Genomic DNA, 22,755 nt, shown 5'->3' with positions numbered 1-22,755 from the left:
ACTTCAGTGGGGTGTTATTCGCCCTTGTTCTTGCCGAGATCGACGCCGAGCTGCTTGAGCTTGCGATACAGGTGCGTGCGCTCGAGCCCCGTCTTTTCCGCGACGCGCGTCATGCTGCCGTTCTCGCGCGCGAGGTGGTACTCGAAGTACGCGCGCTCGAATGCGTCGCGTGCATCGCGCAGCGGAATGTCGAACGAAATCGACGCCGTCTGCGCGGACAACATGCCGCCGCCCAGGCTATCGGCCGACATCATCGGCAGCGCCGCCGCCGACGCCACGGCGGACGCATTCGCCGCCAGCACCGGCTTGGGCGCCACGCCGCCCGCTGCGGGCGCCGCGCTGCCGCGCGCGAGGCCCTGCTCGACCGCCTTCAGCAGCTTCTGCAGCGCGATCGGCTTTTCGAGGAAGTTGAGCGCGCCGATCTTCGTCGCTTCGACGGCCGTGTCGATGGTCGCGTGGCCCGACATCATGATGACGGGCATCGTCAACGTGCCCTGCGCTGCCCACTCCTTGAGCAACGTGACGCCATCGGTATCGGGCATCCAGATGTCGAGGAGCACCAGGTCGGGCGCCTGACGAAGCCGGTAGTCGCGCGCCTCCTGCGCGTTCTCCGCGACCTCGACGACATGCCCTTCGTCGCTCAGGATCTCCGAGAGCAATTCCCGGATGCCCATTTCATCATCTACCACCAGGATGGTTGCCATTTAAGCTGCCCTTGTCTGCACTGTTGCTTTTGTCTTTCCCTGCGATGCACCGCTGCCGCCGTGCGCCGCCTGCGGCCCGCTTCCAGGTGCCGCAGCCTTGTCGTCTGCGAGTTGAAGGAAGAGGATGGAAATTTGCGCGCCTTCGATCACATCGCCTGCTTTCAGACGGTTGCGTATGTCGATTCGCGCGCCGTGTTCATCGACGATCTTCTTGACCATGGCAAGTCCAAGACCTGTTCCTTTGGCCTTGGTCGTCACGTAAGGTTCGAACGCGCGCGTGAGGATGCGCGCGGGAAAGCCCGGACCGTTGTCCGACACGGTCAATCGCACCGCGACGCTCGTTTTGCCGTCGGCATCGGGATCGCCATATTCTACTGTCCTCGTCTCGAGCAACACACGAGGGTGCTGGAGGTCGGCCACGGCGTCCTGCGCGTTCTGCAGCAGGTTATGGATCACCTGACGCAATTGCGTCGCGTCACCGCGTATAACGGGCAAGACCCCCATTTCGACGACAATCGCGCTCTTGCCTTCTTCGATTCCGTACAGCGTGAGCACTTCGCTCACGAGTTCGTTCAGTTGCAGATTCGCGAGCACGGCAGGCGGCGTGCGCGCGTAGTCGCGGAAATCGTCGACCATCTGCTTCATCGCCGCGACCTGATTCACGATTGTAGTGGCGCCGCGTTTCAATACGTCGGCATCCGACGGCGCGAGCTTGTCGGCGAGTTTCATCTGCAGGCGCTCGGCTGACAGCTGGATCGGCGTAAGCGGATTCTTGATCTCGTGCGCGAGACGCCGCGCGACTTCGCCCCACGCAATGGAACGCTGTGCGGAGATCACGTCGGAGATATCGTCGAACACGACGACATAGCCGGAGGTCTCCTCATCGTCGCTGTCGTTGCCCGCCGTCGACACGAGCCGCGCGCCGCGCGCGAGCAGCGTCAGCGGTTCGGACTCGCCGGGAATCTGCAGCGCCATCTGCTGCTGCCAGTGGCCCGTGTCGCCCTGATCGTCGCCGCCCGCCGCTTCGAGATCGGCGAACGCCTTGCGCACCATCGTGCCGAACTCGCTCGACACGCCGATGCGATCCAGCGACGAACCGAGCAGCGACGCAAACGGCTGCCGGAAAATACGCTCCGCGCCGCGATTGACCGTCGTCAGGCGGAACTGCCGGTCGAACACGAACACGCCCGCCGTGAGGTTGGCAAGAATGCTTTCGAGGTACGCCTTCGAATGCTCGAGCGCGACGCGGTTCGCCTCGACAGCAAGGCGTGCCTCCGACAACTGCCGCGTCATCGCGTTGAACGACTGCGTGAGGAAGCCGAGTTCGTCGCGCGACTTGATTTCGCGCTTGGGCGTGTAGTCGCCTTCCGTCACTTCCTTCGTGCCTTGCGCGAGCAGGAACAGCGGCCGTGCGAGTTGATTACCGAGCGCGAGCGCGAGCATCATCGCGATGAACGTGGCGAGGAACAGCGCGAGCGTCAGCGTGCCGATGTACATCTTGCGCAAACCCGTGCGCCCGATCGCCTTCTCCTGATACTCGCGATACGCGCGCTGCACGGCATCCGCATTGCGCGCGAGGCTCTGCGACACGGGCTGCGTGAGTTGCAGGAAGCGCTCGGTTGGCTGCAGCAGCGACGCGTTGCTGTCGGGAATGCGCTGCACGACGCGCAGGCGCAATGCGCCCTTCGCGCCGCGCACTTTCGGATCGCCGTCCACTTCGCCTTCGATCGACGCGAAGCCGCGGCCGCGCGCCTGCTCGATCATCAACGGCGTGGGCAGGTCGCCCGGCATCAGCGACGCGTAGTTGCTGGTTGCCTGCGCGACCACGTGCATGTCGGGCGCCGCGCCCGACATGCTGCGCGACGGCTCGACGATCGTCGCATCCTGCACGCCGAACTGATCGCGCAGACGCAACAGCGTCAGCGTCGTGCCGGCGGAATCGGCGCTCGCGAGCTGCTCGGCCATCAGGCGGCCCTTGGTTTGCAGATCGGACAGCGACGCGTCGAGCATGCCGCGGCCCAGGTTCAAGCCCGACGTCAGCGCCGTTTCGACATTCACGTCGAACCACGACTCGATGCTGCGCGACACGAACTGATACGACACGATGTAGATGATGCCGCCCGGCACGACGCCGACCAGCGCGAAGAAGAACGCAAGCTTGGCGAGCAGCCGCGTGCCGAACTTGCCCTTGCGTAGTCGCGTGACGATGATCACCACGAGCACCGCGACGATCAGCATGAAGATCAGCGCGACAGCGACGTTGGCGGCATACAGCCAGCCGTAATAGCGGTCGAAGAACTCGGTGTTCGCGCTCGCGGCCGCGAGCAGCACGAGCAGCAGGACGGCCGTCACCGCCACCGTCGACACGAGCAATCTGACGACGATGCTGCTGACACTGGTGGCGCGGCGCACTCTATTTAGCACGTTCGGTCACCGTGAAGGTAAAACGCTTCCAGTCGGAAGCAAGATTCCAGTCGCGGTTGTTGACCGCATCGATCTGGAACGGCTTGGGCATCAGCGCGATATCGAGCTGCATGCGCACCGATGCCGTGTACGTTTCGCCCGCGCGCACCTGGTTGCGATCGATCACATGCCACGACGTGACATGCTTGATGACGGCCAGCGCCTCGGCGAGCGAAGCGAAGCCAAGCTGCAGGCCGCCCGACGACACGCGGTACTCGCGCGTAAGCGGCTGGAACGAGAGACGAATGCTTTGCGATACGCTCACCGGTTGTTCGTCGAACCAGTACCAGCGCGGCCGGCTCAGTTCGAAGTCCGTTGTGAAGTAAAGCGGAATGCCTTTGTTGACGGCGTCTTCAAGGTTGCTGTTCAGCTCGAACTCGAAGCGCGCATCAAGGCTCCACCCGCTACCGTCGGATTGCAGGGACGCGCGTTGCACGGCGATCGATTCGGCTCGCGCCGACCCGGCTGACGTCAGCCAAAGAGCCAGCGCAATCCAGAGCGCGGCCACGAGCCGAAGCGGAAGAAAGCGTTTGATGATCACCGTTTCTGAAAGCGCGCGTAGAAGAATCCGTCGTGGTCTAAGCTCGAACCAGTGCTTTGTCCGGCGCGGGCACCAGCCGATACGTCGGCGGGCGCGCGGGCGACTGCAGGGAGCAGTTGCCCCGGCGCGTCCAATCGTACCGCATCCGCGTGTCGGTTTCCAAACCACTGAGCCTGCAACTCGCCCTCTTCCGGAAAGATCGAGCACGTAACGTATAGCAATTCGCCGCCCGGTTTGACGAGTGGCCACAGCGCTTCGAGAATGCGCCGCTGCTCGTCGACGAGCGCTGGAATGTCCGACGCGCGACGCAGCCAGCGGATATCCGGATGCCGCCGCACGATGCCCGAAGCCGAGCACGGCACGTCGGCGAGAATGCGGTCGAAGGGCTGATCGGCGGCGTCGTGCCACTGCGCGGGATTGCCCGCGTCGCCGACGCGCACTTGCGCGTGCAAGCCCAGACGCTGCAGGTTTTCGCCGATACGGCGAGCCCGCGTCGCGTCGCTTTCGAGCGCGATCAGATCGATATCGGCGAGTTCCAGCAGATGCCCCGTCTTGCCGCCGGGCGCCGCGCACGCGTCGAGCACACGCATGCCGTTGCGCACGCCGAGCCACTGCGCGGCGAGTTGCGCGCCCGCGTCCTGCACGGAGACGACGCCCTCGTTGAAACCCGGAATGCGGTCCACGGGCATGGGCGTATCGAGACGCACGGCATGATCGCCCGCTTGCGTGGCGGCAATCTGATGCTCGCGCAACGTTTGCAAATACGCGTCGACGGTAGCGCGGCGCGCGTTCACGCGCAGCGTCAGCGGACCCTGCGTGTTGCCGGCGGCGAGCATGGTCTGCCACGCGTCGGGCCACGCCGCCCGAACCGCGTCGATCCACCAGACCGGGTAGTTCCAGCGAGCGACGGCGTCGCGATCGGCTTCGGCGAGCAGCGCTTCGCGCTCGCGCAGGAAGTTGCGCAGCACCGCGTTGACCAGTCCCTTCGCGAACGCATACTCGCGCCGCGCGCCAATCGCATTCACGGCCTGATCGACGACCGTGAACGGCGCGTACGCAGCGTTGCTCTCGTCATCGGCCAGTAACGCGAGCGCGCATGCGAGCACATGCGCGACGTGCGGCGGCGGCGCCTTGCGCACCAGCCTCGCGACCAGCCATTCGGCCGTGCCGAGCCGGCGCATTGTCCGGTACGCGATGTCCTGGACGGCACCGCGCGATGCCGCCGCGACGCCTTCTGGCTGCACCACGAAAATCGAATGCAGCGCTGCCGGCAACGCCGCGCCCTGACGGACCGCGCCGACGGCCTGCGCGGCGCAATCGAGCGCGAAGCCGAGGGATTCGGGCGCGAGATGGAGCATCGATAGTCGGTTGTCGCGTGAACGCTGCGACGGCGCAGCAGGATGCGGGGAAGGCTTTCGGGTCATGGACAGGCAGAAAACGCGCGCGCGGAGTGTCGCGCAAACGCCACATTGTAGCGTGCCGCGGATGGCGGGCAGGCCCGCCATCGGCTCATATGCGAAGCGGATCCTTTCGAAACGACGTTCCGCGCGACGAGTCTGTCCCGACCGCGCATAAACGACAAAGGGCGAGGTGCGCTCGCCCTTTCTGGATGGCTGCCGCGCGGTCCCGGCTGGAAGACGGAACCTCGCGCCCTGTTTAGTCGAACCGCCCTGTACGGGCCATCTCCATCAGCCGCGCGATGCGTTCCTCCGTCGCCGGGTGCGTCGAAAACAGGTTCTGGATACCACCGCCCGACAGCGGATTCATGATCATCATCTGCGCGGTGGCGGGGTGCGCCTCGGCCGTCGGGAACGGGATGCCGTTCGCGTAGCGATGGATCTTGTCCAGCGCCGACGCAAGCGCCTGCGGATCACCCGAAATCCGCGCGCCGCCGCGGTCCGCTTCGAACTCCCGCGCGCGCGAAATCGCCATCTGGATCAGCGCACCCGCAATTGGCGCCAGCAGCGCGACCGCGATGCTGGCGATCGGATTCGCCGGACGGCCGTTTTCGTCGCGGCCGCCAAAAAACATCGCGAAGTTAGCCAGCGCCGAAATCGCACCCGCCATCGTCGCCGAAATGGTGGAGATGAGGATGTCGCGGTGCTTTACGTGCGCTAGTTCGTGTGCCATCACCCCGCGCATTTCGCGCTCGGACAGAACACGCAGAATGCCCGTAGTCGCCGCAACGGCCGCATGCTCGGGGTTGCGGCCCGTCGCGAACGCATTCGGCTGGTCTTCGTCGATCAGGTAGACGCGCGGCATGGGCAGCTCGGCGCGCGTGGCGAGTTCGCGCACCATCCGGTAGAACTGCGGCGCGCTCGTTTCATCCACTTCCTGCGCGTTGTACATGCGCAGCACCATCTTGTCCGAAAACCAGTAGGAGAAGAAATTCATGCCCAGCGCAATCAGCAGCGCGAGCATCATGCCCCGCTGGCCACCGATCATGCCGCCGATCACGACGAAGAGTGCCGTAATCGCGGCCATCAGCATCGCGGTTTTTATCCAGTTGAACATATGCAGGACTCCTTGCCCGTCACTTGGTTCTTTACTCATGCCGCCGATTCGCGGCGAATGATTGTAAGCGAACTGTTAGATAGGGACGAGCGGGAAAAATTCAATCACCGTGCAGTAGTGGCAAGCTTGATGCCCAGCCCGACAAACGCGCTGCCGATGGTGCGATCCAGCCATTTCTTGACGCCCGGCTTGCCCGAGAAACGGCGCGTGACACTGCCCGCAATCCACGCGACGAAGCTGTTCCACACCGTGCTCATCACGACGAACACGACGCCCAGCGCGAGAAACGCGAGGCTCTTGTTGTCACTGGAAGTGGACACGAACTGAGGGAAGAACGACACGAAAAACAATACGACCTTCGGATTCAGCACGTTGGTCCAGAAGCCCTGCAAGAAAAGCTGGCGCAGCGACTTCGGCGTGCCGGCTGCGCGCACATCGCCTTGCGCGTCGCCTGCCGCCGGCTTTGTCAGGATGAGGCGAATGCCGAGATAGGCGAGGTAAATGGCCCCGACGAACTTGATCACGGTGAACGCCGTGGCGGAAGCCGCCAGCAGCGCGGTCAGTCCGAACGCGCACGCGAGCGAATGCACGCAGCACCCGGCCGAAATACCCAACGCCGACATCAGCCCCGCGCCGCGCCCTTGTGCCACGCTACGGCCGACGATATACGCCGTATCCGGCCCCGGCGTGACATTGAGCAAAAAAACGGCGGCGACGAAGAATTCGAAATGGGTGATGCCGAACATAAAAACCTCTACGGGGGAGCTGCACCGTAGATTCTAACGCGCCGTTCGGCTCCGACGCGCCCTGGCCGAACGGCAGATGGTGCGACGGAGCGCGCGCCGTTATTGTGGCTGCGCAAGGTCGAAACGCTGACCGGCGGCGAGCGTCGAGCCCGCGAGAAAATCGCGCACCGGCAGCCGCTTGCCACCGGGCTTCTGCAATTGGGTGATGCGCAGGGCGCCTTCGCCGCAGGTCACGACAACGCCCTCCGGCGATACATCCACGATCGTGCCGGGCTCCGCCTTGCGCGGTGCGTCGGTTGGGGTTGCCGACCAGACCTTGAGCACCGTTGCGTCGAGGGTGGACGCGCCGCCCGGGAACGGATCGAACGCGCGGATCTGGCGAGCCAGTTCTGCCGCCGGGCGTCGCCAGTCGAGCGCGGCCTCGTGCTTGCCGATTTTTTCGGCGTACGTTGCGCCTTCGGCCGGCTGCGGCGTCGCGGCGAGCTTGCCGCTGCGTTCCAGCTCGATCAATGCATCGACGATCAGCTTCGCGCCGGCCGCGGCGAGACGGTCGTGCAGCGTCGCCGTGGTATCGGTGTCGTGGATCGGCATGCGGACTTCGGAAATCATCGCGCCCGTGTCGAGGCCCGCGTCCATCTGCATCAGCGTAATGCCCGTTTCGGCGTCGCCGGCCTCGATCGAGCGGTGAATCGGCGCCGCGCCGCGCCAGCGCGGCAGCAGCGAGGCGTGAATATTGATGCAGCCGTGCGGCGCGATGTCGAGCACTTCCTGCGGCAGCAGCAAGCCGTAGGCGGCAACCACCATCACGTCGTGTGGCGTAGCACGCAACTGGTCGATGGCGGCAGCGGCTTCAGCCGGAAACTTGCCGTTACGCCGCAAGGAGGGCGGCTGCGCGACGGCGATGCCATGCTCCTCGGCGTACCGCTTGACGGGGCTTGCCTGCAGCTTCATGCCGCGTCCGGCCGGCCGGTCCGGCTGGGTGAGCACGAGCGGGACGGCAAAACCCGCCTCGTGGATCGCGGCCAGCGCAGCCGCGGCGAATTCCGGCGTGCCGGCAAAGATGACGCGCAACGAATGGCTCATGTACTGATAACGGAAGCGGTCCAAAAAGGCGTCACATCGCGTGCGCGAGCTTCTTCATCTTGCTCTTGATGCGCGTCTGCTTGAGCGGCGACAGGTATTCGACGAACACGCGGCCCATCAGGTGATCCATTTCGTGCTGGATGCACACGGCAAGCAAACCTTCGCAATCCAGCTCGAACGTTTCGCCCTTCTCGTTCAGCGCGCGCACGCGCACCTGCTCGGCGCGCTCGACGTTGTCGTAGATGCCCGGCACCGACAGGCAGCCTTCCTCGTTGATCTTCTTCTCGTCGCTCGACCAGATGATTTCCGGGTTGATGAAGGCGCGCAGCTCGTCGTGCGTATCGGACACGTCGATCACAATCACGCGCTCATGCACGTCGACCTGCGTCGCCGCGAGGCCCACGCCGGGCGCGGCGTACATCGTCTCGGCCATGTCGGCAACGAGCTTGCGGATACGGTCATCGACCTTTTCGACCGGCTTCGCGATCTTGTGCAGACGCTTGTCCGGGTAATTGAGGATGTTCAGTAAAGCCATGATCGAAAAATGGATTGGGCGCCGACGCAGTTGAAAAGTCGCGCAATTGGCCATTCGGCCAGGTTGTTCGCCGATCGCGACGCGCAGAGGATAGATGGTGACGCAACCGTGTCGGTTCAACGCCAGATCAACGCCCGGATACGCGTCGGCAAGCTCGCGCGAAGGCGGCGCGGCAGCGGTTTCGAGTTATTTCGGATGATGAAAATTTTAGCATGGCGGCCGACAGGATGCCGCGCATAAGGATGATGCCAGTGATGCAAACCCTTCCGCTTACTGATCAGGAAATCGCCGCGTGGTTGCGGCTCGCCATGGCGCCGGGCCTCGGGCCGGCCGCATTGCGACGCTTGCTCGCCGCTTTCGGCCTGCCCGAAGCCGTGTTGTCGCAGACCTTCGCGGCACTCGCCGGGGTCGCTGGCGACGCCGCTGCCCGTGCCGCGCTCGCGCCGCCAGCGGCTGACTTTCAGGCGCATCTGGACGCTGTGCGCGCGTGGCACGAATTGCCCGGCAACGCGCTCGTGACCCTAGGTGATCCCGCTTATCCGCCGCTGTTGCTGACAATGCCCGATCCGCCACCGCTGCTGTACGCAAAAGGGCGGATCGATCTGCTGCATGCGCGCAGCGTCGCCGTAGTCGGCAGTCGCAGCGCGACGCCGCAGGGAGTCGAGGATGCGACGCGCTTTGCGCGCGCCTTCGCCGACGCAGGGCTAACAGTCGTGTCGGGCCTCGCGTCCGGCGTCGACGCCGCCGCGCATCGCGGCGCGCTGCAAGGGCGCGGCAGCACCGTCGCCGTGATCGGCACGGGCGCCGATATCGTCTATCCAGCCGCGCATCACACGCTGGCGCATCAGATCGCCGACGGCGGCGCGATTCTGTCGGAATGGCCGCTCGGCACGCCCGCCCGCTCCGCGCACTTTCCTCAGCGCAACCGGTTGATCGCGGGGATGGTCAGCGGCGTGCTGGTCGTCGAGGCGGCGATGCGCTCCGGCTCGCTGATCACCGCCCGCCTCGCCAATGAAATGGGTCGCGATGTGTTCGCGATTCCCGGCTCCATCCACGCGCCGCTGGCGCGCGGCTGCCACCGGATGATCAAGCAGGGCGCGAAACTCGTCGAAACGCCCGAGGACGTGCTGGAGGAACTCGGATTGAGCGCGCAGGCATCGGGCGCGGTCGCGTCGTCCGGATCGAACATCATCGCGCTAAAGCCGCACGCCTCGAAAGAACAGCGCGACGACGGCGCCCGCCTGCCGCCCGAGGCGGAGCGCTTGCTCGATGCCCTCGGCCATTCGCCCACCACGCTTGAAATCCTGGCCGAACGCACCGACATGCACGACACGCTGCTGCAAAGCATGCTGCTGCGTCTCGAACTGGCGGGCGAATTGTGTGCGCTGCCCGGCGGCCGTTACGTTCGCGCGACGCACAGCGGGTAACGCGCCGTGCTACATTCGCGCCAAATAACCGTGAAATGCCGAAGGAACCGTCATGCCCGCGTTGAATCTGGACACCGACCCGAAACGGATTGCCGAGCGCGTCAATGACCGCGAAACGCTTTTCGTTGCGTGTCTGTGCGCGGAATGGTGCGGAACCTGCCGCGAGTACCGTGCCGCCTTCGATGCGCTCGCGGACAGGCATCCGGATATATGTTTCGCGTGGGTCGACATCGAAACCCACGCAGACCGTTTCGACGACCTTGATGTCGAAAATTTCCCCACCATTCTTATAGAGGATGGTGTGACGACCCGATTCTTCGGCACGGTCTTGCCGCAAGCGGCCATCGTCGAGCGGATGCTGGTTGATCTGACCGCGCTGCCCGGCGTCAAAGGCGCGCCGAAAATGCGGCCGGCTTTGCTGGAAGCTTGACCGCACACTCGCGCCGACCCATACCGCCCCAATTGCTGCCGGCGCTTGCGGGTGGCGGAACGGCATTGACGAAAACCGTCGCGCATTGCGGAAAAAGGGGCGCCCAAGGCGTCGGAAACCGCGTCTGGCGACGGTCGTCACCCGCTTGCCCAACCGATCTGGGCGCAATTATGATGACCCGCTTTTTTGGGCCCACCGGTTGCCGTTGCGGCAGCGTGTGCTATAAAGCGGTCGTTAATGGGTGCCAAACCCGGGCGCGAAAACCCGGGGTACCAGCCCGAATTCACCAATTTATTTTCAGTCATGTCAAAAGCACTGATCATCGCCGAGAAGCCCTCCGTCGCGAACGACATCGCGCGGGCTTTGGGCGGTTTTACCAAGCATGACGAGTACTTCGAAAACGACGATTTCGTTCTTTCGTCGGCGGTCGGCCATCTCGTCGAGATCGCCGCGCCCGAAGAATATGAAGTCAAGCGCGGCAAATGGAGCTTCGCCAATCTGCCCGTCATCCCGCCGCATTTCGATCTGCATCCGATTGCGAAAAGCGAGTCCCGGCTCAAGGTCCTGACGAAGCTGATCAAGCGAAAAGACGTCGATCGCCTGATTAACGCATGCGACGCCGGGCGCGAAGGCGAACTGATTTTCCGCCTGATCGCGCAGCACGCCAAAGCGAAACAGCCGGTGCAGCGTCTTTGGCTGCAGTCGATGACGCCCGCCGCCATTCGCGACGGCTTCGCCCAACTGCGCAGCGACACGGACATGCAGCCACTCGCGGACGCGGCGCGTTGCCGCTCGGAAGCGGACTGGCTCGTCGGCATCAACGGCACGCGTGCGATGACCGCGTTCAACAGCAAAGGCGGCGGCTTTTTCCTGACCACGGTTGGTCGTGTGCAGACGCCGACGCTGTCGATCGTCGTCGAGCGCGAAGAGAAGATTCGCCGCTTCGTGCCGCGCGACTACTGGGAAGTGAAGGCGGAATTCGTCTGCGCGGCGGGCTTCTACGAGGGCCGCTGGTTCGATCCGAAATTCAAGAAGGACGAGTTCGATCCCGAAAAGCGCGATTCGCGGCTCTGGAGCTTGCCGGCGGCGGAAACGATCGTCGCAGCCTGTCGCGGCCAGACGGGCACCGTGACGGAAGAATCGAAGCCGTCAACGCAGCTTTCGCCCGCGCTCTTCGACCTGACCAGCTTGCAGCGCGAGGCCAATGGCCGCTTCGGCTTTTCGGCGAAGAACACGCTCGGCCTCGCTCAGGCGCTGTACGAAAAGCACAAGGTGTTGACGTATCCGCGTACCGACGCGCGCGCCCTGCCGGAAGACTACCTGGACACGGTCAAGGCAACGATGGAGATGCTCAAGGAGAGCAATAACTATCTGCCGCACGCCAAGCAGGTGCTCGACAAGGGCTGGGTGAAGCCGAACAAGCGCATCTTCGACAATTCGAAGATCAGCGACCACTTCGCAATCATCCCGACGCTGCAGGCGCCGAAGGCGCTGTCCGAACCGGAGCAGAAGCTGTACGACCTCGTCGTCAAGCGCTTTCTCGCCGTGTTTTTCCCGGCGGCCGAATATCGCGTGACCACGCGCATCACCGAAGTCGTCGGCCATCATTTCAAGACGGAAGGCAAGGTGCTCGTCGAGCCGGGCTGGCTGCAGGTGTATGGCCGCGAGTCGGGTGGAGAAGACGCGAATCTCGTCCCGGTGCAAAAGGACGAGAAGGTCAAAACCGACAAGATCGCCGCGCAGCAACTCACGACCAAGCCGCCCGCGCGCTACAACGAAGCCACGCTGCTGTCGGCGATGGAAGGCGCGGGCAAGCTCGTCGAAGACGACGAGTTGCGCGAAGCAATGGCCGCGAAGGGCCTCGGCACGCCGGCCACGCGCGCTGCCATCATCGAAGGTCTGCTAGGCGAAAAGTATCTGGTGCGCGAAGGGCGCGAGCTGATTCCGACCGCGAAGGCTTTCCAGTTGATGACGCTGCTGCGCGGCCTCGACGTGAAGGAATTGACCGCGCCGGAACTGACGGGCGAGTGGGAATACAAGCTGTCGCAGATGGAGCGCGGCAAGCTGCCGCGCGACGCGTTCATGCAGGAAATTGCCCGCATGACGCAGACCATCGTGAAGCGCGCGAAGGAATACGATTCCGACACCATTCCCGGCGACTACGCAACGCTGCAAACGCCTTGCCCCAATTGCGGTGGCCAGGTGAAGGAAAACTACCGGCGCTTCGCCTGCACCAAATGCGAGTTCTCCATTTCGAAAATTCCGGGTGGCCGGCAGTTCGAAATCGAGGAAGTCGAAGAGCTGTTGCAGAAGAAGGAAATCGGGCCGCTTTCGGGTTTCCGCAGCAAGATGGGCCGTCCGTTCTCGGCAATTCTGAAGCTCTCGTTCGACGACGAAATCAAGAACTACAAGCTCGAGTTTGACTTTGGGCAGGACCAGGGCGGCGAAGACGGCGAGGCGCCGGACTTCTCCGAACAGGAACCCGTCGGCGCATGCCCGAAATGCGGCAGCCGCGTGTTCGAGCACGGCATGAGCTACGTCTGCGAAAACTCTGTCGCGAATCCGAAAACGTGCGACTTCCGCTCGGGCAAGGTGATCCTCCAACAGGAAATCCCGCGCGAGCAGATGGCGAAGCTGCTGACGGACGGACGCACCGATCTGCTGACCAACTTCAAGTCGTCGCGCACGGGCCGCAACTTCAAGGCTTATCTCGTCAAGCAGAACGACGGCAAGATCGGTTTCGAGTTCGAGAAGAAGGAACCGAAGGAAGGCGCGGCGGCGAAATCGGCGGCGGCGAAGGCGGCAGCCGCGTCCGACGACGACGGCGCTGCCAACGGTGCTCCCGTGAAGAAGGTTGCCACGAAAACCGCGGCGGCCAAGAAAGCGCCGGCGAAAAAAGCCGCCGCCAAGACAGCCGCAGCGAAAACGGCGGCGCGCAAGACAGGCTCATAGGCTCTGCGCAAAGCGGGGCAAGGCGAAGCGCGACACTGCCCTGCCCGCTGCGCTTCACCGTTTGGCGCGCGGACGCCGGCCAACAAAAAGCGCAGTCACCGCAAAAGGTGACTGCGCTTTTTTTAATCGCCGCGCAACGTGCCTCATCACTGAGGCGCCGTTGCGAATGCCTACCCGGACGCGAGGCGGTTCAGTGCGTGGGCGTGACGATGCCGCCGCGCGAGCGGTTCAGCGTGCGCGTCGCAGGCTTGGCCGTGATTTCGCTATCCAGCAGGCTCGATAGCGGCTCGGCGCCGTCGAAGGCCTCGGGCGGCATCGACATCGCCGTCGACTCCAGCATCGACGGTGACCGTTCCACACCATCTTTGACCCACTGCTCGCCAAGCTGGCTGTTCGGCGTCTGGTTGAAATGCTCGACGAGGTGATCGATGAACGTGCGGACCTTGGCCGGCAAGTGGCGCCGGCTCGGGTACGCGATGTTGATCTCGACCTGCGGCAGCCGATAGTCGCTCAGCAGACGCACCAGCTTGCCGCGCGTCGTGTCGCGGCCGATCAGATAGCTCGGCAGGATCGCGATGCCCATACCGAGCAGCGCGAACTGGCGCAGCATTTCCGTGTTGTTTGCGACGATCACGTTGGTCGGACGCACGCGCACTTCGCCTTCCGGCCCCGTGAACACGCGCTCATCGCCCCAATACTCCGACGGCAGCGACAGACACGGGTGCTCGAGCAGCTGTTCGGGGCGGGTCGGCGTGCCGTGCTTTTCCAGATAGGCGGGCGTCGCGCAGACGGTCATGCAGCCCGTGGTCAGCCGGCGCGTGACGATGCTCGCGCTACGCATGTGGCGCGCAATCACCACGCCGACATCGAACCCTTCTTCGACGAGATCGACCTGACGGTCAACCAGCGTGACGTCCGGGATGACTTTTGGATAGCGCTCCGCGTACGTCTGCAGCACGGGCGCGAGGTTGTGCAACCCGAACACAACGGGCGCAACAATGCGCAATGTACCGACGGGCTCGTGATTGCGCGCGACCACCATTTGCTCGACATCCTCGAGTTCGTCGAGGATCTGGCGCGCGCGCTCCAGGTAGACCTGGCCGGACTCGGTCAGCGACAGGCTACGTGTGGTGCGATTCAGCAGCCGCGTACCGAGACGCCCTTCGAGATCGGCGACGTGGCGTGTGGCGACTGCGTTTGAAATATCCATCGCGCTTGCCGCGCGGGCGAAACTACCGAGATCCGCCACCTTGACGAAAACTCGCATCGACTGCAAATGATCCATGACAACTCCTGCCGTATTTCCGCTCCCGCGAACAGGAAGCACACTTGGAATTTTCCTACGACCAGGGAAATCCTGCAGAAGTTGCCTACGATCGTCGAAATTTTATAAAAATTTGAGTCAATATCTTCGCGGACAACATGGCAGAACTGTCATTGTTCCCGATGCGGAAACAATTTGCTGCATTGCGTCGACAACGCGGACGGAGTGCGAACAGCGAAAGCGACGCGTCGGCGCCGGAATGGACCTCGAAAGATCAGACGAATCGACAGCGAATGACATGAAAAAGCCGCCCGCAGGCGGCTCGTCAAACGTGGGTCGTAAGTGCGTGGGCACCGAATCAGGCGGCCAGCTTTTTCTCCAATGCGCTGCGCGTATCTTGCAGTGCAGGCGGCAAGCCGTGCTTGAGCGTATCGAACAGTTCGTCGTGCAGCGCCAGTTCCTTGCGCCAGGCGGCATCGTCGACGGAAATCACCTGTTCGAACTGCTCGCGCGTGAAGTCGAGGCCACTCCAGTCGATGTCCTCATAGCGTGGCGACACGCCGAACGCATGCTCTTCGCCCTCTGCCTTGCCCTCGATCCGGTCGACCATCCAGCGCAGCACGCGCATGTTCTCGCCGAAGCCCGGCCACGCGAACTTGCCGTCGTCGCCCTTGCGGAACCAGTTGACGCAGAAAATCTTCGGCACGCGCGCCTGCAACTGCTCGAGCCGCGCGCCCGTTTTCAGCCAGTGGCCGAAGTAGTCGCTCATGTTGTAGCCGCAGAATGGCAGCATCGCAAACGGGTCGCGCCGCACGACGCCCTGCTGCCCGGCCGCCGCCGCCGTCGTCTCCGAACCCATCGTCGCCGCCATGTAGACGCCTTCGACCCAGTCGCGCGCTTCTGTCACGAGCGGCACGGTAGTTGAGCGACGTCCGCCGAACACGAACGCGTCGATCGGCACGCCGGCCGGGTTCTCCCAATCGGCGTCGATCGACGGACATTGCGACGCGGGCGCCGTGAAGCGGGCGTTCGGATGCGCCGCCTTGCGGCCTGATTCCTTCGCAATCGCGGGCGTCCAGTCCTTGCGCTGCCAGTCGATCAGATGCGCGGGCGGCTCGTCCGTCATGCCTTCCCACCAGACGTCGCCGTCGTCGGTGAGCGCGACGTTCGTGAAGATCACATTTTCCTTCAGCGTCGCCATCGCGTTGAAGTTGGTCTTTTCGCTCGTGCCCGGCGCGACGCCGAAATAGCCGGCTTCCGGGTTGATCGCGTAGAGACGCCCGTCCTTGCCCGGCTTGATCCACGCGATGTCGTCGCCGATCGTCGTGATCTTCCAGCCGTTCATGCCTTCGGGCGGAATCAGCATCGCAAAATTGGTCTTGCCGCACGCCGACGGGAACGCCGCCGCCACATGATGCTTGTGCCCTTCCGGCGACGTCACGCCGAGCACCAGCATGTGCTCCGCGAGCCAGCCTTCGTCGCGGCCCATCGTCGACGCGATGCGCAGCGCGAAGCACTTCTTGCCGAGCAGCGCGTTGCCGCCGTAGCCCGAGCCGTAGCTCCAGATTTCGCGGGTTTCGGGGAAATGGACGATGTACTTCGTATCGTTGCACGGCCACGCGACGTCTTTCTCGCCAGCCGCGAGCGGCGCGCCGACGGAATGCACGCACGGCACGAAGTCGCCGTCCTCGCCGAGCACGTCATACACCTTGCGGCCCATGCGCGTCATGATCCGCATGTTCGTGACGACGTACGGGCTGTCGCTCAGCTCGACGCCGATATGCGCGATAGGAGAGCCGAGCGGGCCCATCGAGAACGGCACGACGTACATCGTGCGGCCGCGCATCGCGCCGTCGAAGAGGCCGTCGAGCGTCGCGCGCATCTCGGCGGGCGCGAGCCAGTTGTTGGTCGGGCCCGCGTCTTCACGGCGCTGCGAGCAGATGAAGGTGCGATCCTCGACGCGCGCGACGTCGGATGGATCGGAACATGCCAGATAGGAATTAGGCCGTTTGGCCGGGTTGAGCTTTTTGAAAGTGCCGGCCGCGACCATCTGTTCGCACAGTCGGTCGTATTCCTCCTGCGACCCGTCGCACCAGACGATCCGCTCCGGTTTAGCCAGCGCCGCCACGCGCTGCACCCACTCGATCAGTTTTTGGTGTTTGACCCAGGCAGGCGCTTCGACCGTCGAATGGCCTGCGAATGCGGGATGATTCATCGAGCTGTCTCCGTTTTGGTAGAAGAAGAATCGGTGCTAGCCCAACGCCGCTGCATGCGAGAGGCGGCAATCGGCGCGAGGTTGTGTCGCGCGCGATCGTGCAGGTCGTGCGGGCCTTGCAGCCTGTCGCCGACGCCTTGCAACCGTGTGTAAAGCGGCTTGCGCGGACATGCAACAAACTGTTAAAAACGAGGGAACTTGCCCTACCGTTGTGGTTCCGTCCTCGCGGCTCCTTGTACGGTACGGCATTCCACTCAAGCATCATGTGGTCCAGATCACATGGTGGGACACCCGAATAAGACTCTCCGTTCCGCATCCTTCGCAGGATGCGTCGCAAAACATATACGCCATGAAGATTGCCATCCTTGACGACTATCAAGACGCCGTCCGCAAGCTCGACTGTTTCCAACTGCTCGCCGACCACGAGGTCAAGGTTTTCAACAACACCGTTCGCGGCCTGGGCCAGCTCGCCAGCCGTCTGTCGGAAGTCGACGCGCTGGTCCTGATTCGCGAACGCACCCGCATCAGCTCGCAACTGCTCGACAAGTTGCCGCATCTGCGCATGATCAGCCAGACAGGCCGCGCAGGCAGCCACATCGACATGGCCGCCTGCACGGAGCGCGGCATCGCCGTGCTGGAAGGCGTCGGCTCGCCGATCGCCCCCGCCGAGCTGACGTGGGCTCTTATCATGGCCGCGCAACGTCGCATTCCGCAATACGTGGCAAACCTTAAGCAAGGAGCCTGGCAACAATCGGGCCTGAAGACGTCGGCGCTGCCGCCGAACTTCGGTCTTGGGCAGGTGTTGCGCGGACAGACGCTCGGCATCTGGGGCTACGGCAAGATCGGCCGGCTGGTGGCGGGCTACGGCAAGGCGTTCGGCATGAACGTGCTGATCTGGGGCCGCGAGCATACGCGTGAGGCCGCGCTCGCCGATGGCTATCAGGTCGCGGACAGCCGCGAGGCGCTGTTCGAGCAAAGCGACGTGCTGTCGCTGCATCTGCGCCTGCACGACGACACGCGCGGCATCGTCAAGCAGGATGATCTGATGCGCATGAAGCCGACGGCGCTGTTCGTCAATACGAGCCGCGCGGAGCTGCTGGAAGAAAACGCGCTGATGGGCGCGCTGTCGCACAACCGGCCGGGCATGGTGGCCATCGACGTCTACGAAAGCGAGCCGATCCTGCAGGGCTACAGCCTGTTGCGCATGGAAAACGTGATCTGCTCGCCGCACATCGGCTACGTCGAGAAGGAAAGCTACGAGCTGTATTTCAGCGCGGCGTTCAAGAACATTCTCGCGTTCGATAAGGGCGATACGTCGAGTGTTGCCAATCCCGAAGCGTTGCAGGGCGGGCGCCGCAAGTAATCGTTCGAAAGCCCGGAGGCGTTTCCGGGCTTTTTTATTGATGCGCGCGCTTCAGTCGTGCGCGGCGGCGGCGAGCAAATCGGGCATCCGTTGTAGAAACTGCTCGCCATCGACGCGGCCGAGATCGTAGGCGTGCTGCATCTGCGAAGGGCTCGTGTAGTCCCAGCTGGAAATCGGCACCTTGCGCGACGGCTGCACGTACAACCGATGCTGCTCGCCGTGCGGGACGACGAACATCTGCGGACGCGGATAAATGCGCGTTACCATCACCAGCACGTTGCCAGGCGTCGGGTCGAGCGCGCCGACAGGCACGTTGTCGACCATTCCGCCGTCGAGCACCGGGCGCCCGTTGCGTCGCAGAACAGGCGTGAACGGCGGCGTGCACGACGACTGAAGAATCAGGTCGGCGAGTTCGTCGACGCTCGCGCAATCCTGCGCGCGCACGAATTCGGGATGAAATCCGAGCGACTGGCCGAGCGTCGGGTGCAGCGTCTTGCGGATGTACTTTTCGATGTTGTATGCGATCAAACCTGCCGCGACGGCACTGCGCGCGCCCAGCCAGCGCGGCACATGCGACACGCCGATGCGGATTTCCGGCGCCTTCGCGAGTTGCGAGAAGCTGTCGCCGTAGATGTCGAGCAGCGCCTGCCGGTAGATCCGGTAATGCGGAAACACAGATTCGCCGCGCAGCAAATTGCCCCAATAGGCGTTCTTCGTGTTGCGGCGCAGCGCGTTCTCGTAATAGCGCATGACCCAGGCGGCGTCGCGCGTGTAAAGCATGCAGGCCGTCGCCGCGCCGGCCGAGATGCCCGTGATCACACGCGGTTTGATCGCCAGTTCCGGCTGGACGACGTCCCAGAACCCCGCTTGCCACCAGCAGCGATTGCCGCCGCCGGCGAATACGACCTGATCGAACATCCGTTTAGTCCTTCGATTACCGCCGCGCTCTAGGCATAGGCGGCGGATGCGCGCTCAATTGAGCAGCGCGTACGTGGTGGTAGCGTGGACGGCCATCTTGCCATCCTCGTCGGTGAGTTCGACTTCGCCGAACACGAGGTTGCGGCCCATGCGCAGCACGCGCGCGGTGATCAGCACGTCGCCTTTGCGGACGGCGCGCATGAAGCTGATGTTAAGCGACACGGTTGTCATCGGCTTGAAGCCGCCGAGCGCAGCGGCAATGGCGACGACCATCGCGGTGTCGGCGGCCGCCATGAAAACCTGGCCGCAGATCACGCCCCCGCTGTGGCGCAGTTCGCCGGAAAACGGCAGGCGCAGCGTCGCGCTTTCATCGTCGACCTTGACGGGCGTGAGCGACAGCGACCGCACCCACGGCGCGAGCACCTGATCGAGCAACGCCCGGACTTCGTTTTCGTCCATCGTGAGTTCCGGTTGCGCCGCGCGGACGACCGCACGACATGATGTCGCGACATGATACCGGGACGAACGCCCGTGCGCTTCGATGGTGCCCAACGTGAATATGGGCGCGTTTGGGGGCTTATTGGGGCTTCTGTGGAATCCGTCCGCTGCTGTGGACGACTCGTCACGCGGTCTTTTTAAGAAATTTGCGAGATAGGCTTGCCAAGCAAGAAAAACTCCTGCATACTCTCGCTTCTGTTGGGGGCGTTAGCTCAGTTGGTAGAGCAGCGGACTCTTAATCCGTAGGTCGAGTGTTCGAGTCACTCACGCCCCACCAAAGAATTCAAGCACTTAGCCCGGTCATCGCGACCGGGCTTTTTGCTTTTCGGGCTCGTGTAGGCACTGTGTAGGCAATCTTCGCCAACCTACGGAGTCTCGGCGCATTCCCATAAACCTGCGATGCGGACGCCGAGCGATGCGCGTAACCTTCGAGAAGAGGAGTATCCAGTTACGCAACTCCGCACGGGAATCCGCCATGCGCCGCACCCATCTCTATAGCGATATGGGGTTATCGGCGAAGCAGACGTAGCACTGAAGTCGTTGTTGGCGGCGACGACGATACCGTGTACGGCGCGTCCTTGACCGGCTCCAGGTCGTCATAGTGGTGCACGATTTCGAGGAAGTTGGGCGAATCGCCCACCTTGCCGGATGGCAGCACGTCGAAGTTCGGTCCCTGTGATGCCTTGCCCTTTTTCTGGATCGTGATGACCTCCAGGAACAGATCGAACGGGCCACCCAGCGTGATGCTGCCGTCCTTCATCTGGATAAACGCGCCGCCAGATTCGAGCGTGAGTTCTTTCCGCGCCTTGATATGCACCGCGCCGTTGACACTCGCCATCGTCAGGTCCTTGTCCGCAATAAATGACATCGGGCCTCCGCTACGCTCTCGCGTCTGTTGCCAATATCTTATTTTTTACACCATTTGTTTCAGTAGCTGGCGGGTGCAATGCGAAGTGTCCCAGGACATTCGCCCGCTCGCGCCGCCCGCTTGCGATGGGTCCTTCGTGGGACCAAATCGATATGTGGGTGCGAAGACGCCCCGATTGGCAGTAGCTAGGTGTCCGCAAAGGTGTTCGCATGCCGCAACACGATTCGCTCAAAAGCGCTTCTGGCAAGGCTTTCAGCCCTTCGCATGCGAACACGCATGCGGACAAAAATGCCAACTCCGCGGACATTCGCGCGGACACTCTTTCCGTAGGTCGAGTGTTCGAGTCACTCACGCCCCACCAAAGAATTGAAAGGCCGCTCGCGCAAGCTGACCGGCCTTTTTCATTTCCCCTCGTCCGGCCCCTCTCTTCAATTTCCCGGCACGACTGCATCCGAAGCCGCCTTCGCCATCCTGTTCGCGGCATCGGCTTTAGCGAGCGCCTGCTTCTTCAGATAATCGACGGTGCCCTGAAACATCGGATTCACGTCGGGATACGACGAGTCGGTGACAAAGTTCAGTCCGTTCTGCTGCGCCTCGACCAACTCCTGATACACCTGTGCGCGCGTCTTGCCTTGCGCGAACGCATCGGTCGAGCCGAGCACGGCAACGGAAACGGCCAGCAGTGCGAGCATCTTCATTTCCAACTCCTTTGAAAACGTGCGGTACGCACAGTGACAAACCACGCGACACCGCAATCTATTCCCGCTCGCCGTTCAAAAAAAAATTGATTCGGATAACGAATTATCAAAGGCGAAAAAACGGCCGCATCATGGATGCAGTCGCTTTAGCAAAGCAGGCAAGTGCCCGTATCAACCCGGCGTCGCGCTCGTCAATTGCGCATATACGTCATGCGCAATCTGCAGCATGACCTTACGATCGATCCCGCCCGACACGGCATAGCCAAAGTCGCCATCAACCCAATAGAACACGTTTACCGGGCCTTCCTGATAGAGCTTGAACGCCGTCGTGTTCGCGTTCACCTTGCGATGCGAGATGCACAATGTGACACGCTCGCCATTCGCGTTGTGATACATGAACTGCGCGACGGGCCCATCGTCGCCGGGCAATATGCGGCCGCCCGCGAGTTCGAATCCACTCTTGGTCAACATCGGCGGATGCACGTCGGTGCCGAGCTTGTCGGCCAGGTACTGAACGAACTCCTGCTCGTGATCCTCGCTGATCTGCGCCGGGCGATCGACGGCCGGCATGTACACGACGTGCGCGAGCGCCGCCTTCTTTGCAAACACTTCCGAAGAGTCGGCACTGACCGGCCGCGTATCCGATGTCCCGGACGACGCCCCAGGCGATCCACCCGCCCAGGGCGCGGGCACATCCTTGCCGAGATTCGTGCCGACGCCGATACCGACGCCCAGCACCAGCGCCGCCGCCATGCCCGCGAATTGCGGCCAGTTCGCCGCGCTCAACCACGGTCGCTTTTCCGGCGTGCGCAGGCGCGTGGGAACGGGCTCGTTCAGCACGCGGTCATAGCGCTCATGAAAGATGTTGTTCAGCGAAAAATAATCGCTGATACGCGCGGCCAGCGCAGGATTCGATTCGATCGCGCGCTCCACCTGTTCACGCCGCTCGTCGGACAGCACGCCGTCCACGTATGCATGAATGTCTTCTTCGCTGATTGGAGTTTGTTGATCGCTCATCGCACCACCTTCAGTTTCGCGCCGGGCTGCGCGCCCGCCATCAACGCTCGCAAGCGCTCCCGCCCACGCGAGAGCCTGGACATCACCGTGCCGACAGGAATGTCGAGCGCAATCGCCACTTCCGCGTAACTCATTTCCTCCAGCCCGACCAGCAACACGACTTCGCGCTGATCGGCAGGCAGACGCTGCAACGCGTAATCGAGATCGCGCACTTCGAGCGAATGCGTCTGCTCCCCCGACACGGCAAATTCGCTTTCCACAATGCTTTCGTCATCGACGGAAACGTGCACCGCGCGCGCCGACGATTTGCGCACCTGATTGACGAACACGTTATGCATGATCGTGAAGAGCCACGCGCGCAGATCCGTCCCGGCCTGAAACATTTTCGTGCGCGTGAGCGCGCGCTCGAGCGTGTCCTGCACAAGATCGTCTGCGAGATCGCGATTGCTGATCAGCGCCCGCGCGTAGCGGCGCAAACGCGGCACGTGATCCATCAACTCGTTACGAATGTCCATTGGC

At 63.2% G+C, this 22,755-nt stretch carries 19 protein-coding genes, 1 tRNA gene and 1 pseudogene; 5 read left to right on the top strand and 16 right to left on the bottom strand.

Features of this window, described 5'->3' with window-relative positions; all coding sequences use genetic code 11:
• Positions 1-14: 14 nt before the first annotated feature.
• From esaR to def, 8 genes are all read right to left on the bottom strand, one after another.
• Positions 15-704: a response regulator transcription factor EsaR gene (gene esaR, locus H3V53_RS18850; protein ID WP_054917932.1), complete on the bottom strand. Its 690-nt coding sequence runs from the start codon at positions 702-704 to the stop codon at positions 15-17.
• Positions 705-3,128 (bottom strand): sensor histidine kinase, encoded by a 2,424-nt coding sequence (locus H3V53_RS18845; RefSeq protein ID WP_336599263.1) that lies wholly within the window; start codon positions 3,126-3,128, stop codon positions 705-707.
• Entirely contained in the window at positions 3,118-3,708 is a 591-nt protein-coding gene (locus H3V53_RS18840) for a DUF4390 domain-containing protein (protein ID WP_054917935.1), read from the bottom strand. The genes H3V53_RS18845 and H3V53_RS18840 overlap by 11 nt, the downstream gene beginning before the upstream one ends.
• Positions 3,705-5,066 (bottom strand): 16S rRNA (cytosine(967)-C(5))-methyltransferase RsmB, encoded by a 1,362-nt coding sequence (gene rsmB, locus H3V53_RS18835; protein WP_336599262.1) that lies wholly within the window; start codon positions 5,064-5,066, stop codon positions 3,705-3,707. The genes H3V53_RS18840 and rsmB overlap by 4 nt, the downstream gene beginning before the upstream one ends.
• A 298-nt stretch (positions 5,067-5,364) precedes the next feature.
• Positions 5,365-6,222, bottom strand: coding sequence for a zinc metalloprotease HtpX (gene htpX, locus H3V53_RS18830; protein WP_336599261.1), 858 nt, complete (start codon positions 6,220-6,222; stop codon positions 5,365-5,367).
• 104 nt (positions 6,223-6,326) lie between these two features.
• Entirely contained in the window at positions 6,327-6,968 is a 642-nt protein-coding gene (locus tag H3V53_RS18825) for a LysE family translocator (protein WP_336599260.1), read from the bottom strand.
• Between the two features lie 99 nt (positions 6,969-7,067).
• A complete protein-coding gene (fmt, locus tag H3V53_RS18820; protein WP_336599291.1) occupies positions 7,068-8,051 on the bottom strand; it encodes a methionyl-tRNA formyltransferase in 984 nt (327 codons plus the stop codon).
• A 31-nt stretch (positions 8,052-8,082) separates the two neighbouring features.
• Positions 8,083-8,586, bottom strand: coding sequence for a peptide deformylase (gene def, locus H3V53_RS18815; protein ID WP_054917941.1), 504 nt, complete (start codon positions 8,584-8,586; stop codon positions 8,083-8,085).
• Positions 8,587-8,840: 254 nt separating this feature from the next.
• Between def and dprA the strand changes: the two genes are divergently transcribed.
• From dprA to H3V53_RS18800, 3 genes are all read left to right on the top strand, one after another.
• A complete protein-coding gene (gene dprA / locus H3V53_RS18810; protein WP_336599290.1) occupies positions 8,841-10,013 on the top strand; it encodes a DNA-processing protein DprA in 1,173 nt (390 codons plus the stop codon).
• 52 nt (positions 10,014-10,065) lie between these two features.
• The gene (locus H3V53_RS18805; RefSeq protein WP_336599259.1) at positions 10,066-10,443 is read left to right on the top strand and encodes a thioredoxin family protein; all 378 of its coding nucleotides are present in this window, start codon (positions 10,066-10,068) and stop codon (positions 10,441-10,443) included.
• Between the two features lie 303 nt (positions 10,444-10,746).
• Positions 10,747-13,395, top strand: a complete 2,649-nt coding sequence (locus tag H3V53_RS18800; protein WP_336599258.1) for a DNA topoisomerase III — start codon at positions 10,747-10,749, stop codon at positions 13,393-13,395.
• Positions 13,396-13,585: 190 nt separating this feature from the next.
• On the opposite strand, the gene H3V53_RS18795 is transcribed toward H3V53_RS18800, so the two are convergent.
• Positions 13,586-14,680 (bottom strand): LysR family transcriptional regulator, encoded by a 1,095-nt coding sequence (locus H3V53_RS18795; protein WP_336599257.1) that lies wholly within the window; start codon positions 14,678-14,680, stop codon positions 13,586-13,588.
• A 337-nt stretch (positions 14,681-15,017) separates the two neighbouring features.
• Positions 15,018-16,874, bottom strand: a complete 1,857-nt coding sequence (locus H3V53_RS18790; protein WP_336599256.1) for a phosphoenolpyruvate carboxykinase (GTP) — start codon at positions 16,872-16,874, stop codon at positions 15,018-15,020.
• A gap of 349 nt (positions 16,875-17,223) precedes the next feature.
• Here H3V53_RS18790 and H3V53_RS18785 point away from each other — a divergent pair, with 349 nt between their 5' ends.
• Entirely contained in the window at positions 17,224-18,237 is a 1,014-nt protein-coding gene (locus H3V53_RS18785) for a D-2-hydroxyacid dehydrogenase family protein (protein WP_336599255.1), read from the top strand.
• A 51-nt stretch (positions 18,238-18,288) separates the two neighbouring features.
• Here the strand turns inward: H3V53_RS18785 and H3V53_RS18780 are convergent, their stop codons facing one another.
• Both H3V53_RS18780 and H3V53_RS18775 read right to left on the bottom strand, forming a co-directional pair.
• Positions 18,289-19,155 carry a patatin-like phospholipase family protein gene (locus H3V53_RS18780; protein ID WP_336599254.1) on the bottom strand — a complete coding sequence of 289 codons (867 nt, stop codon included), beginning with the start codon at positions 19,153-19,155 and terminating at the stop codon, positions 18,289-18,291.
• Positions 19,156-19,209: 54 nt separating this feature from the next.
• Entirely contained in the window at positions 19,210-19,614 is a 405-nt protein-coding gene (locus H3V53_RS18775; RefSeq protein WP_054918102.1) for a hotdog domain-containing protein, read from the bottom strand.
• A 240-nt stretch (positions 19,615-19,854) separates the two neighbouring features.
• On the opposite strand from H3V53_RS18775, the gene H3V53_RS18770 reads away from it, so the two are divergent.
• Positions 19,855-19,930, top strand: a tRNA-Lys gene (locus H3V53_RS18770).
• Between the two features lie 231 nt (positions 19,931-20,161).
• Here the strand turns inward: H3V53_RS18770 and H3V53_RS18765 are convergent.
• The 4 genes and pseudogenes from H3V53_RS18765 to H3V53_RS18750 form a co-directional block, all read right to left on the bottom strand.
• A pseudogene (locus H3V53_RS18765) lies at positions 20,162-20,521 on the bottom strand (DUF2345 domain-containing protein); the annotation flags it as partial.
• Positions 20,522-20,949: 428 nt separating this feature from the next.
• Positions 20,950-21,219: a DUF4148 domain-containing protein gene (locus H3V53_RS18760; RefSeq protein WP_336599253.1), complete on the bottom strand. Its 270-nt coding sequence runs from the start codon at positions 21,217-21,219 to the stop codon at positions 20,950-20,952.
• 171 nt (positions 21,220-21,390) lie between these two features.
• Positions 21,391-22,236: an anti-sigma factor family protein gene (locus tag H3V53_RS18755; RefSeq protein WP_336599252.1), complete on the bottom strand. Its 846-nt coding sequence runs from the start codon at positions 22,234-22,236 to the stop codon at positions 21,391-21,393.
• Positions 22,233-22,751, bottom strand: coding sequence for a sigma-70 family RNA polymerase sigma factor (locus tag H3V53_RS18750; protein ID WP_336599251.1), 519 nt, complete (start codon positions 22,749-22,751; stop codon positions 22,233-22,235). Before H3V53_RS18750 ends, H3V53_RS18755 begins: the two co-directional genes overlap by 4 nt.
• Between the last annotated feature and the right edge of the window lie 4 nt (positions 22,752-22,755).

Origin of the sequence: Paraburkholderia bengalensis (assembly GCF_037126505.1) — a bacterium.
Lineage (GTDB): Bacteria > Pseudomonadota > Gammaproteobacteria > Burkholderiales > Burkholderiaceae > Paraburkholderia > Paraburkholderia bengalensis.
The sequence above is the reverse complement of the archived record's forward strand: the minus strand, read 5'-3'. Positions and strand labels throughout refer to the sequence as shown.